The sequence below is a fragment of the Streptococcus ruminicola genome (assembly GCF_011387195.1).
GTDB lineage: Bacteria > Bacillota > Bacilli > Lactobacillales > Streptococcaceae > Streptococcus > Streptococcus ruminicola.
Genome location: NZ_CP046919.1, coordinates 710,102 through 723,163 on the forward strand (window position 1 = coordinate 710,102; position 13,062 = coordinate 723,163).

Sequence of the window (13,062 nt, forward strand, 5' to 3'; positions counted from 1 at the left end):
CAAAAAAATGACAAAGATTTCTAATTAAAATAGAGCAAAAAAATGACAATTATCACCTGTTTTTTATAAACAAAGACAAACATAGCCGTCTTATGATATAATGGAGATTGTAATCTTGCTCGTTTAAGAGAGGAGTAAAAATGACAAGACAAAAAGTTGCTGTCTTAGGGCCTGGTTCTTGGGGAACCGCTCTTGCACAAGTATTAAACGACAATGGACATGAAGTTTGTCTATGGGGAAATATCCCAGAACAAATCGAAGAATTAAATACGAAACATACTAACACTCGCTACTTCAAAGACATCACAATCTCTGAAGATATCAAAGCGACACTTGACTTGAAAGAAGCACTTACAGACGTTGATGCTATCTTATTTGTTGTCCCAACAAAAGTAACACGTTTGGTTGCCAAACAAGTCGCTGAAACACTTGATCACAAAGCTGTTATCATGCACGCTTCTAAAGGTCTTGAACCTGGAACACACGAACGTCTTTCAACAATTCTTGAGGAAGAAATTCCTGCCGAATTGCGCTCTGAAATCGTCGTTGTCTCTGGACCAAGCCATGCTGAAGAAACAATTGTTCGAGACATTACCTTGATCACTGCCGCTTCTAAAGATCACGAAGCTGCTAAATACGTTCAAAAACTCTTTAGCAACAATTACTTCCGCCTTTACACTAATACTGATGTTATTGGTGTGGAAACAGCTGGTGCACTTAAAAACATCATAGCTGTTGGTGCCGGTGCACTTCACGGTCTTGGTTTCGGTGACAATGCTAAAGCAGCCGTTATCACACGTGGACTTGCTGAAATCACACGTCTCGGGGTTAAATTGGGAGCTAACCCACTCACTTACAGTGGTCTTTCTGGTGTTGGTGATCTTATCGTAACAGGAACATCTGTTCACTCTCGTAACTGGCGAGCTGGTGATGCTCTTGGTCGCGGTGAAAAACTCGAAGACATCGAGAAAAATATGGGAATGGTTATCGAAGGGATTTCAACAACTAAAGTTGCCTATGAGTTAGCTAAAGAATTGGATGTCTACATGCCAATCACAACTGCTATCTACAAAGTCATCTACGAAGGTGCTGATGTTCGTGATAGCATTCTTGGCATGATGTCAAATGACTTCCGTTCAGAAAACGAATGGCACTAAAATTAGAATTATAGTATAATTTAATTCAGCATAGTTTATTTATGAAAAGGAGTTCTCGTATGAATATGAGAAAAGTTAGAAAAGCCGTTATTCCCGCAGCTGGTCTTGGAACTCGTTTCTTGCCAGCTACAAAAGCACTCGCTAAAGAGATGCTTCCAATTGTTGATAAACCAACCATCCAATTTATCGTCGAAGAAGCCTTGAAATCAGGTATTGAAGATATCTTGGTTGTTACTGGTAAATCAAAACGTTCTATCGAAGACCACTTTGACTCAAACTTCGAATTAGAATACAATTTAGAACACAAAGGGAAAACTGATCTTCTTAAACTCGTTAATGACACTACAGCCATTAATCTTCACTTCATCCGTCAAAGTCACCCTCGTGGACTTGGTGATGCTGTCCTTCAAGCTAAAGCTTTTGTAGGCAACGAACCATTCGTCGTTATGCTGGGTGATGACCTTATGGATATCAACAACGATAAAGCTGTACCACTTACAAAACAATTGATTAACGACTACGAAAACACACATGCATCAACAATTGCTGTTATGCCTGTGCCACACGAAGAAGTTTCATCTTACGGCGTTATCGCACCTCAAGGCGAAGGAAAAGACGATCTTTACAGTGTTGAAACATTTGTTGAAAAACCAGCACCTGAAGATGCACCTAGTGATCTTGCTATCATCGGTCGCTACCTTCTTACTCCAGAAATCTTCAATATTCTTGAAACACAAAAACCTGGAGCTGGTAATGAAATCCAATTGACAGATGCTATCGACACTTTGAACAAAACACAACGTGTTTTTGCACGTCAATTTAACGGTGATCGCTATGATGTCGGTGATAAATTCGGCTTCATGAAAACTTCTATTGACTATGCGCTTCAACACCCACAAATCAAAGATAACATGAAACAATATCTTATCGATTTGGGTAAAAAATTGGAAGCTGAATCAACTAAAAAAGAATCTAAATAATATGCTATAACATAAAAAGTTCCTCTAGACTTTGTCTAGAGGAACTTTTTATTATAACTTTAATGTAAAGCCAAGACAATCAAGAAAAGACTTAAGCCAACGTAAGCCGCTGCCGCCAACCAACGTTGCCATGGTTTAAACATACCTTTCTCCACAAGCGTTGGTAAAAAGATGGCACATAAGACACCCCCGACAAGACCACCAATATGACCAGCAATCCCAATACTTGGAGTAAATAAATTAAAAATCAAATTCACAATAATCAAAGCTTGATAATTTCTACCAAGTTCTTTCAAATAAGGATTTCTTCCAAAATACCCAGCAACCATAATCGCCGCAAAAACACCGAAAAGCGATGTTGAAGCCCCCGCAGCAATCACGTTTGGCGTAAAGAAAAGCGTAAAGATATTCCCAACAATTCCTGATAGAACATACAATGCTAAAAACTTGTGATGGCCCCAAATTTGCTCTGCTATTTGACCAACAAAATATAGCGTTAAAGCATTGAAAAAGAAATGCTCCCAACCGATGTGGACAAATATCGGAGTCACTAAGCGCCACAATTGACTTGGAAATAAACGTACGTAAGCACCATACATCCCGCCAGTATTAAAAATGGCTTGGTTAGATGTGGCATTTCCAAAATAAATCACCTGCATGGCTATAAAAACCAAAGTCGTTAGAGCCAGCAAAAAAATCGTCACTGGACTTTCTTTAATAACGTTTTTCATCGACTAAATACCTCCATAACAGCGACATCATGACTGTCTGGCTGAAACTCTACTTTCTGACACTCATAAATCGTACTGATTGTTTTGCCTTTATAATCCACTAAATACCTGTCATAATAGCCAGCTCCATATCCAATTCGAAAACCATCTTGGTTAAAACCAACGCCTGGCACATGAATCAAATCGATTTCTGACTTATCCACAGCTTTGTCACAAGCAGGTTCCCACAAGCCAAATGATGTTTTCACCAAGTTATCCACATCATAGAGACAAAAAATCATTTTGCCGTGTGGGTAAGTCTTTGGAACTAAAATGGTTTTGCCATCTTTTTGAGCTTGTTTAATCAACAATTCGGTATTGTACTCAAAATCAAAAGCTAAATAAGTGGCAATAGTATCCGCTTTTTGATAAGCAGAAGAGGCTAGCAAATCATCTAATAAAGCCTTATCTTTCAAGGCTTTTTCTGTTCTATCTTGATGTTTTAAATGAGCAATGATGCTCTTTCGTAAAGCAACTTTTTCCATGCTTTTATGATAACACAAAACCGGTATTTTACTCAGCAAAAACCTTAAAATTTACTTTAAGGTTTCTTTAAGGTTTCTCCGCTATACTATATCTATCCTAAATAGCGGTTCTCCCAAACCGCTGGGAATTGGCTCTTTTGGAGTTATTCCCTTTTCATAAATCTCCTGGACATGATTGAGAAATCATGTCCTTCCCTTTTTAAGCCGCTAGCTCCCAATAGCGGCTTTTTTTATTGCTAAACACAAAAGGTAGCAAGACCAAAACTTGCTACCTTATTTTAGATTTAATGACTTGCTTTTTCTTTTAAGAAAGCTGATATTTCACTAACCGCAAATGAAAGAGCTGCTTCATTTGGACTCATCTTAGGATGATGAAGAGCGTACGGTGTTTCAACACCCAACCAGAACATCACCCCTGGAATTTTATTTAACAAATAGCCAAAATCTTCTCCAGTCATAGCTGGCAAGCAGTCAATCAGATGAACAGCTTCGCGATTTCTGAAGAAGTCCATGGCCTCACGCGCCAATTCGGGATTATTTTCCACAGGGAGATAACCACCTTGTTTCAAATTAACCTCTACTTCCATTCCAAAGCTTGCTGCCACCCCTCTTGCAATCTCAGTTACACGTTTTTGAATTAAAAGGCTCATGTCTTGCGTCAAAGTACGAATGGTACCATGCAGCTGCGCTGTTTCGGCAATGACATTATTAGTTGTCCCCGAATGAAATGACCCAAAAGTGACGACACCGCCTTGAATCGGGTCTACATTTCGGCTGACGATTGTCTGCACCTGAGTGACAAAATAGGACGCCGCAACCAAGGCATCGTTAGCTTCATGTGGAAAAGCAGCGTGACCACCTTTTCCTTTAAAAGTGATTAAGACCTCACAAGTCCCAGCAAATAGAGTTGAGGTATTTGTCGCGATAGTCCCAACCTTAAAATCAGGTCGCACATGCAGACCATAAAATTCATCTGGCTTCCAATCCCCAAAGGCATTGTCCTGATACATGAGCATGCCACCCGCTTCATTTTCTTCAGCGGGTTGAAAAAGAAAGAGTAGGTTATTCTTTGGTTGTGTTTGCACTAGCTCATTTAACAAACCAAGAGCTACTGTCATGTGCATATCGTGTCCACACGCATGCATGCGACCCTCATGTTGGCTGGCAAAAGGAAGGCCTGTTTCCTCAACAACAGGAAGGGCATCTATATCTGTACGCCAACCAATTGTTTTTTGAGGAGCAGAACCTTTTAAAAAGACTAAAATCCCAGTTCGCCAAGTTCGTTGTTCCACAAAGTCTTTTCCCACTGTGATTTCTGCGATACGCTCCAAAAGATAAGCTTGCGTCTTAAACTCTTCCAAACCAATCTCTGGAATCTGATGCAAATCACGACGAATTTTAATTAAATCTAAAGTCATATATTTTCCTTAATTTGTGAAAAGGGAGTGGGACAGAAATCGGTAATTCCGAAGAAATTCGATTTCGTCGTCCCACCCCCGCAAGGTTGAGTAGGGTTGTAAAAGCTGATTTATCAGCGCATTAGAGCCCACTCAACTACTGCGTCTTGCTCACTACAACTACATGAGTAATGAAGCTGAATATCTTTTAGCTCAAGAATCTCTTATTACAAATTGCGCAAAGCGTCTTCAAGCGCTGTTTTTTGTTGTGTTTTAGCATCAATTTCTTTGATGATACGTGCAGGCACACCAGCCACAACAACATTTTCTGGAACATCTTTGGTAACAATAGCTCCCGCTGCTACGACAGAACCATTACCAACTTGGACACCTTCGATGACAACGGCATTAGCACCAACAAGGACATTATCCCCAATGCGCACTGGCTCTGCTGAAGCTGGTTCAATCACACCAGCAAGGACAGCTCCTGCACCAATATGGCTATTTTTACCAACAATAGCACGACCACCAAGAACAGCACCCATGTCAATCATTGTTCCTGCACCGATTTCAGCACCGATATTGATAACTGCTCCCATCATAACAACGGCATTGTCATCAATAGTTACTTGGTCGCGGATAATCGCACCTGGTTCGATACGAGCATTAATGTGGCGTTTATCAAGAAGTGGCACTGCTGAATTACGACCATCTTGCTCAACAACATAGTCTTTGTTTTCAGTTAAATTAGCCAAAAGTGGTTCAATATCTTTCCAATCACCAAAAAGCACATTACCAAGTTTTAGGACGTTTTCTGGAACTGCTGCAGCCAGTTCACCTTCAAATATCACCTTAACATTTGTCTTTTTCTCCGCATTCCCAATAAACGCAATAATCTCTTGAGCCGTCATTTTTTGTGCAGTCATATTTAAGATACCAAAAGTGTTCGAACGACAAGAACAGATACCTCTCGCCAAACACCCTATCCCTTCTAATTCAAATTTAGTTAATTGTATACTATTATACCAAATATTCAGAAAATTTGAAAAGAAATTTCACTAAAAAATCACTCAGCAAAAACTGAGCGATTATTTATTATTGAATATCTTCATTGTTAAAATACAAAACAACTTTTATTCACCAGCTAATTCTGTAAATTCTCCATCAATATCTTCTACGTTTTTAGCCATCTTTTGTCTAAAGTCTCCTCTGTACTCATTAATTCCCGAAAAATCTTCTGAAATTTTTCCGTCCAATAAATCTACAAATGTATCGGCTAATTTATTTCCCATTGGTTTAAATGTCATATAAGTTAGACCACCAGAAATCACTCCACCAAGTACTGGAACTACTTTAGTAATTGATTTTCCAACACTTTGTTTCGTAATTTTAACTCCTATGGTACTGCCTATTTTCTTAACAAGCGGATACCAAGCGGTTTTGGTTAAAGCTTGTTGTGTTACCTTCTTCCCAAGAGTTTTCCCAGCTGTTTTAGATATATTAGCAATTAGAGCAGATGAACCACTTGCCCCAAGCATAATACCTAGATAAGCGACAATACGAATTTGAGCTTCTTCTGGTAATTGATTATAATCTCCGCCAAATAAATCATCTTCACCAAATAAATAAGCTATTTGTTGTGATAAATTTAAAGCAAAACCAAAATATTGAATAATATCTGCTCCTCCGGATGCCAAAGCAGTAACTGGATTAGATGGAAGACCAGTTACAAAAGAAGCCACTGAAGTTTTATTAGTGGCGTTATTTATGACTTTTTTAGCTCTTTTTCGTAAAGCTTGACTAGTAAAAACACTTTGAGGACCATCCTTTATAATATTCTCTAAGTACTTATCACCAGCAAATTCCTTTCTTAGGAACTCTTCTCGATTCACTTTTACAAAAGGTAGCTGACTAGCAGCAGTGATTGTTTGAATCATTACCTCATACATTTGATTTTGGTCATTATTTGACATGCCTAATCTCCATTTTCCTTAAAATTTTCCACAGCCATTATATATATATATATAATTTGTCAATCGGTTTCAGGAAATTTTTTGAAAAAAATTTATAGGAATTTCTACACAAAAAAAGCCTCCTTTCGGAAGCTTTTTTATCTGTGTAGCGATGAATTAAAGACGTGCGTTCAATTCAGCTGACAAGTCTTCAAATCCTGGTTTACCAAGAAGAGCAAACATGTTTTTCTTGTATGCTTCTACACCTGGTTGGTTGAATGGGTTAACGGCGTTAAGGTAACCTGAAAGACCGATAGCCAATTCGAAGAAGTAGATTGTGTAACCAAGAGTGAATTCATCTTGTTGAGGAAGTGTCAAGAACATGTTAGGTACTCCACCGTCAGTGTGAGCAAGAAGTACACCATCAGTTGCTTTTTTGTTTACGAAGTCAACGTCTTTACCTTGAAGGTATCCAAGACCATCAAGGTCTTCTGACAATTCAGGGATAACAACGTTTTTACGTGGTTTATCAACACGAACAACTGTTTCGAAGATGTTACGGTAACCTTCTTGGATGAATTGTCCAAGTGAGTGAAGGTCTGTTGAGAAGTTAGCAGATGTTGGGTAAATACCTTTTTGGTGTTTACCTTCTGATTCACCAGCTAATTGTTTCCACCATTCACCGAAGTATTGAAGTGATGGTTCGTAGTTAGCCAAGATTTCAGTGATGTAACCTTTACGGTAAAGTACGTTACGAACTGCAGCGTATTGGTAAGCGATGTTTTCTGAGATTTCAGCAGAAGTCAATTCTTTACGAGCAGCGTTAGCACCGTTCATAAGAGCTTCGATATCAATACCAGCAGCAGCGATTGGAAGAAGACCTACAGCAGTCAATACTGAGAAACGTCCACCAACGTTATCTGGAACAACAAATGTTTCCCAATCGTTAGCAACAGCTTCAACTTTAACAGCACCTTTAGCTTTATCTGTTGTAGCGTAGATACGTTTGTTAGCTTCTTCTTGACCGTATTTTTCAACTAGAAGTTCTTTGAAGACACGGAAAGCGATAGCTGGTTCAGTTGTAGTACCTGATTTAGAAATGATGTTAACAGAGAAATCTTTATCTTTAACATATTCAACAAGGTCTGCAAGATAAGTTGAAGAAATTGAGTTACCAGCGTAAAGGATTTGAGGACCTTTACGATCTGCAGATGCTTGAAGGTTGTAGAAGTGGTTGCTCAAGAAATCGATAGCAGCACGTGCTCCAAGGTATGAACCACCGATACCGATAACAACAAGAACTTCACTGTCTGATTGGATTTTAGCAGCAGCTTTTTGGATACGAGCAAATTCTTCTTTGTCGTAGTTTTCTGGAAGGTCTAACCAACCAAGGAAATCAGAACCAGGACCAGTACCTTTACGCAAATATTCGTCAGCAACGTTGACTTGTGTTTGCATGAAGTCGATTTCTTCTTGTTCGACGAATTGACCCAACAATTTTGAATAATCAAATTTAATATGTGTCATTACAAATACTCCTCAAAAAAAATTAAATTTCTCTTCTATATTACTCTTTTATGCACTTTTTTTCAATCATTTTTACTAAATAATCCTATAAAATAAAGCGTTTCACGGACTTTTTCTAACTTACTGAAAATTTTCATGAAACAATCATTCAAGCATGAAAAACTCCGCTTTTTTTGCATGATTTCAAGCATTTTAAAGAATAAAAAAGAGCACACACCTACAATCGCTTAGGGCTGCTGGATTCCTCCCCTGACCCGCTTCACGCGCAGATGTTGCTCCGATAGCTATTATATCATATTTTTTTGATTATGCAAATCAGCACTGCTCTTTGGCTTGCTTCTTGGCTGCTTTTTTCTTCTCACGATTTTTTCGGAAAAAGTCCTGCATGATGCCAGCACATTCAGCCTCAAGAAGGCCCGTTTCAACCTCAACACGATGGTTGAGACGAACATCTGTCAGAATATCGTAAAGACTACCTGCTCCGCCAAATTTTTGATTAGCAGCTCCATAAATCACTTGTGGAATGCGGGCAAGCCCAATAGCTCCGCTGCACATCACACATGGCTCGATAGTCACAAAAAGCGTGCTGTCTAGCAAACGCCAGTTACCTTCGTTTTCATTAGCTTCGTTGATTGCCATAATTTCAGCGTGCAAAATAGCCTTCTGCTGCTCTTCACGCGCATTGTGCCCACGTCCAATAATCTCACCATCTTTGACAATAACACAGCCAATTGGAATTTCTTCTTTTTCTAGCGATTTTTGCGCTTCCTTAAGCGCTTCTCGCATGAAAAACTCTTTTTCTTCCTGTGTAAATTCAGCCATTAGAGCTCCCCAATTTGCCATGATTTGTGAGGCTCTGCCAAATCAACAGGAACATCTGCAGCAAAATCTTGTGCTTCTTCTTTGAGCACTTGAAGGTGGTTTTCAGCAGAAATGCCTTGTGGTGGAATTGGTGGTGTGTGTGTCAAAACAAGTGATTTCACACCTGCAGCTTTGGCAATTTGCCCTGCTTCTTTGGTTGTCAAATGCGCTGGGTGATTTTCATTTCCTGCATAAAGGTAAACATCTGCCAAGAAAAGATCAGCACCTGCGGCGAATTTTTCCAAGCCATCAAAATAACCTGTATCACCAGTAAAGACAAGGGTTTGACCAGTAGCACGTTCTACGATACGAAAAGCGTAGCAAGGCACTGGGTGAACAGTCTTGATAAATGTAATATCAAATGGACCAATGTGTTCAACACCATTGACATCATAAGCTCTACCTTCAGACACACCAGGCAAAGTCAACTTAGCAAATTCAGATTCATCTTCTTTATGCCCATAAATCGGCAAAATTTTCGGTGTCCAAAGGTGTTTTGGATAAAGTTGGAAATAATGGCGGAGCACGCCAAGATCCGCAATATGATCAGGATGATAGTGTGAAATAATCACTGCATCCAAATCAAGTGGACTGATTTCTTTTTCTAGTTCTGTGACAGCGCGGCTTCCGCAATCCATAAGCAATTGAAAGCCATCTTCACTTGTAACAAGATAAGAGGTTGTTCCGCCATCTTTATAAGGGTATGCTCCCCAGCAACCAAGTGTTGTGAGTTTCATAATAGGCTCCTTCTTTGTTTACTTTACCCATATTATAACAAAAAATAAGTCCTTTTACGCGAGAGCCAATTGTTCTTTGTATTTATAAGCGATAAGACTGGCAAGAATTGCTTTGATAGTATCCCCAGGAATAAAAGCAAGATTTGATAATAATGAGGTCATCAAAGGCATGTGCATATAAACTGACAAATAAATGGCCCCTAACAAATCAACAAACAAAACTCCGCCTACTAAAATCGCGATCACATTTCCAATAAACGATGACGTTTTAAAAGCTTTCAAAATCAAACTGACTAGCATTGGTACAAAAAACCAAGCCACCACATAACCAGCCGTCGGACCAGCTAAAACCGCAAAAAATGTACTCCCTGAAAAAGCTGGAATAAATAGTCCCAAGAGATAAAACAGTAAAATCGACAGGCTTCCTTTTTTTCCTCCCAACAATACCCCAGCTAACATGACTCCCAAATTCTGCAAAACAATTGGAACAGGAATAAATCCCAGTGGAATGGCTGGAATGAATCCTAAAATAACCAAAATAGTTGCCATCATAGCAATGTAAAGTAAATCCCTGACGTTTTTCATAACCTACTCCTTTGAAAAATAAATAGTCTCATGTAACTGACACTTTGGATTAAAGGCATGGTGACAATAAGGACAAAATCCCTTTTTATACTCCGTAAAAGTTAACGTATGACGACAACTGCCGCAAAGCACTGGTGCATCATCATCTACCGAAACAGGCTCAAAAGGATGATCTCGCAATTGATCATGACACTGATAGCAAGCAAAATATTCCCTACATTTATTGCATTTTAAGGCAACGACATCACACTTTGTATGATAATGCAGGCATCTTCCCTCACTATCAAGATCAACTCCATAAATCACCATAATCACCAACCTTTTAACAAAGTTTACTACTTCTCATTATTTTAGTCAACTATATTTTGTAGTTGGGTTAACTCTTTTTAAAACACATCTTAAAAGTCAAGCAAAAAGCCCGGAACACAATCGTTCCAGACTTTTTAGTCTATTAGAAATTACGGTCGCTACGGTTGTAACCATAACGTTCGAAGAAATCTTCACGGAATTCCAAAAGATTGTCATCCATAATTGCTTGACGAACTTTTTTCATCAAGTTCACAAGGAAGTAAAGGTTGTGGTAACTTGTCAAACGAAGACCAAATGTTTCATCAGCTTTAAGCAAGTGACGAATGTAAGCACGTGTGTAGTTACGACAAGTGTAGCAATCACAATCGTGATCAAGTGGTGTAAAGTCTTCAGCGTAAGCAGCATTTTTAACAACCAAACGACCTTCACTAGTCATACATGTTCCGTTACGAGCGATACGTGTTGGAAGGACGCAGTCAAACATATCGACACCACGGATAACACCATCAATCAAGCTATCTGGTGCACCAACCCCCATAAGGTAACGAGGTTTATTTTCTGGCAACATTGGCACTGTGAAATCAAGTACCGCATTCATTTCTTTGTGTGATTCACCAACAGCAAGACCACCGATTGAGTATCCTGGGAAGTCCATACTTACCAAATCATTTGCTGATTGACGACGAAGATCTTTGAAACCAGCACCTTGAACGATACCAAATAGACCTTGGTCATGTGGACGACGGTGTGCTTTCAAACCACGTTCAGCCCAGCGACTAGTACGTTCAATTGATTTTTTAACGTAATCATATGGTTGATAGAATTGTGGACATTCATCAAAGCTCATCATGATATCTGAACCCAAATTATTTTGGATTGAGATGGCTTTTTCTGGAGACAAGAACATTTTTTGACCGTTAAGGTGGTTTTTAAATGTTACCCCTTCTTCAGTGATATTACGAGACTCAGCCAATGAGTAAACTTGGAAACCACCGCTATCTGTTAAAATAGCTTGGTCCCAGTTCATGAATTTGTGAAGTCCGCCAGCGCGAGCGATTAATTCATCACCAGGACGCAACCATAAGTGGTAAGTGTTTGACAAAATGATACCCGAACCCATTTCTTTGAGTTCTTCTGGTGATTGTGTCTTAACTGTGGCTTGTGTTCCAACAGGCATGAACATTGGTGTTGGAAATGTGCCGTGTGGTGTGATAATTTCACCCAGACGAGCACCTGTGTGTTTTTCTTTCTTAATTAAACGATATTTAATCGGATAATCTGTCATCTTTTTTCTCCTTGCTATCACAAAAAACAGTTGTGGGCATTTTTTATTATCGTCATGATTAAACAGTAATCAGACTGAGAAAATCTGAAAAACTTCCAGATTTTTACAATGCATTGCTTAAATAGCGCAACCTTTACGATTTTACCAAAAATCACATTTTTTGTCATGTTTACCTCTTATCGTGTGACTTCTCTAATACAAGGTGATATAATGAAAGTGTGGAAGTAATACATTTTACGGAATTTTTTAAGGAGGTTCATATTATGAAAGCTTCAGAAACTCGTCAAAAAGCTAGAGAATTTTTGAAAACTCTCTCTGGTAAGTACCAATTGTTTCTTGTTTCTATCATTTTAGCTATTTTAACAATTTCAATTAGCTATACAGAAACATATCATATTAATGGTACTACAGTTAATGCTACTGCATCTGTTCCAGGTATTGTTTCAATTCTATCAGCATTATTCCTTGCTTCAGCAAGTTACGCCGTGCTTGATGTTATTCGCCACAAACGCGACCATGTTGAAGTAGGAGATAACATGCGTGTTTTCTCAAATGAAATATTTGGAAAATATGTAGTAACTGCTATTGTCAAATGGGTATTCCTATTCCTATGGTCTTTAATCGGTATTGTAGGTTCTATCATCTTTGTTGCAGGAGTTACAGCAACTACTTCAAATAATTCTAACGGTGGCATCTTTGTCACTATCATTGGATTTGTTCTTATGGTTGCAGGTTTTGCTCTTTCAATCATCAAACAATACTCATATAGCATGACAACATACGTCCTTTATGACGCTGTTCAAAATGGCACTTATGAAGGTCCACGTAGTGTTATCAACAAGAGTACAGAATTAATGGCTGGTAACAAATGGCGCCTATTCTGTCTACAATTTAGTTTCATCGGTTGGTACATTTTAACTGCACTAACTTGTGGATTGCTTTACTTCTACACATTACCATATACAACTACAGCAGAACTCTTCTTCTACGAAGATTTAATTGCTAAAGCTGAATAAA

Annotated in this window: 14 protein-coding genes and 1 other RNA gene; 3 read left to right on the forward strand and 12 right to left on the reverse strand. The window is 38.8% G+C overall.

The window, feature by feature from the left end:
* Window positions 1-140: 140 nt before the first annotated feature.
* Window positions 141-1,157, forward strand: coding sequence for an NAD(P)H-dependent glycerol-3-phosphate dehydrogenase (locus tag GPZ88_RS03650; RefSeq protein WP_015695767.1), 1,017 nt, complete (start codon window positions 141-143; stop codon window positions 1,155-1,157).
* Between the two features lie 65 nt (window positions 1,158-1,222).
* Window positions 1,223-2,137, forward strand: a complete 915-nt coding sequence (gene galU, locus GPZ88_RS03655) for a UTP--glucose-1-phosphate uridylyltransferase GalU (protein WP_166044350.1) — start codon at window positions 1,223-1,225, stop codon at window positions 2,135-2,137.
* A gap of 59 nt (window positions 2,138-2,196) precedes the next feature.
* Here the strand turns inward: galU and GPZ88_RS03660 are convergent, their stop codons facing one another.
* The 12 genes from GPZ88_RS03660 to tgt form a co-directional block, all read right to left on the reverse strand.
* Window positions 2,197-2,868: a rhomboid family intramembrane serine protease gene (locus tag GPZ88_RS03660; RefSeq protein WP_166043441.1), complete on the reverse strand. Its 672-nt coding sequence runs from the start codon at window positions 2,866-2,868 to the stop codon at window positions 2,197-2,199.
* Window positions 2,865-3,392, reverse strand: coding sequence for a 5-formyltetrahydrofolate cyclo-ligase (locus GPZ88_RS03665; protein ID WP_166043443.1), 528 nt, complete (start codon window positions 3,390-3,392; stop codon window positions 2,865-2,867). Before GPZ88_RS03665 ends, GPZ88_RS03660 begins: the two co-directional genes overlap by 4 nt.
* Window positions 3,393-3,676: 284 nt before the next feature.
* Window positions 3,677-4,810: an N-acetyldiaminopimelate deacetylase gene (locus tag GPZ88_RS03670; RefSeq protein WP_166043445.1), complete on the reverse strand. Its 1,134-nt coding sequence runs from the start codon at window positions 4,808-4,810 to the stop codon at window positions 3,677-3,679.
* 206 nt (window positions 4,811-5,016) lie between these two features.
* Window positions 5,017-5,715 carry a 2,3,4,5-tetrahydropyridine-2,6-dicarboxylate N-acetyltransferase gene (gene dapD, locus GPZ88_RS03675; RefSeq protein WP_166043447.1) on the reverse strand — a complete coding sequence of 233 codons (699 nt, stop codon included), beginning with the start codon at window positions 5,713-5,715 and terminating at the stop codon, window positions 5,017-5,019.
* A gap of 207 nt (window positions 5,716-5,922) precedes the next feature.
* The gene (locus GPZ88_RS03680; RefSeq protein ID WP_166043449.1) at window positions 5,923-6,762 is read right to left on the reverse strand and encodes a hypothetical protein; all 840 of its coding nucleotides are present in this window, start codon (window positions 6,760-6,762) and stop codon (window positions 5,923-5,925) included.
* A gap of 156 nt (window positions 6,763-6,918) precedes the next feature.
* Window positions 6,919-8,268 carry a glucose-6-phosphate isomerase gene (locus GPZ88_RS03685; RefSeq protein ID WP_021143244.1) on the reverse strand — a complete coding sequence of 450 codons (1,350 nt, stop codon included), beginning with the start codon at window positions 8,266-8,268 and terminating at the stop codon, window positions 6,919-6,921.
* Between the two features lie 191 nt (window positions 8,269-8,459).
* Window positions 8,460-8,557: signal recognition particle sRNA small type (gene ffs / locus GPZ88_RS03690), an RNA gene on the reverse strand.
* Window positions 8,558-8,583: 26 nt separating this feature from the next.
* On the reverse strand, window positions 8,584-9,090 hold the full coding sequence (gene tadA, locus GPZ88_RS03695) for a tRNA adenosine(34) deaminase TadA (protein ID WP_166044352.1): 507 nt from the start codon (window positions 9,088-9,090) through the stop codon (window positions 8,584-8,586).
* A complete protein-coding gene (locus GPZ88_RS03700) occupies window positions 9,090-9,866 on the reverse strand; it encodes an MBL fold metallo-hydrolase (RefSeq protein ID WP_166043451.1) in 777 nt (258 codons plus the stop codon). Before GPZ88_RS03700 ends, tadA begins: the two co-directional genes overlap by 1 nt.
* Window positions 9,867-9,920: 54 nt before the next feature.
* A complete protein-coding gene (locus GPZ88_RS03705; protein ID WP_166043453.1) occupies window positions 9,921-10,451 on the reverse strand; it encodes a biotin transporter BioY in 531 nt (176 codons plus the stop codon).
* Window positions 10,452-10,454: 3 nt separating this feature from the next.
* The gene (locus GPZ88_RS03710; RefSeq protein WP_166043456.1) at window positions 10,455-10,760 is read right to left on the reverse strand and encodes a CHY zinc finger protein; all 306 of its coding nucleotides are present in this window, start codon (window positions 10,758-10,760) and stop codon (window positions 10,455-10,457) included.
* Window positions 10,761-10,902: 142 nt separating this feature from the next.
* Window positions 10,903-12,045 carry a tRNA guanosine(34) transglycosylase Tgt gene (gene tgt, locus GPZ88_RS03715; protein ID WP_021143249.1) on the reverse strand — a complete coding sequence of 381 codons (1,143 nt, stop codon included), beginning with the start codon at window positions 12,043-12,045 and terminating at the stop codon, window positions 10,903-10,905.
* A 263-nt stretch (window positions 12,046-12,308) separates the two neighbouring features.
* Here tgt and GPZ88_RS03720 point away from each other — a divergent pair, with 263 nt between their 5' ends.
* Window positions 12,309-13,061, forward strand: coding sequence for a DUF975 family protein (locus GPZ88_RS03720; protein WP_039691302.1), 753 nt, complete (start codon window positions 12,309-12,311; stop codon window positions 13,059-13,061).
* The last annotated feature ends 1 nt before the right edge of the window (window position 13,062 follow it).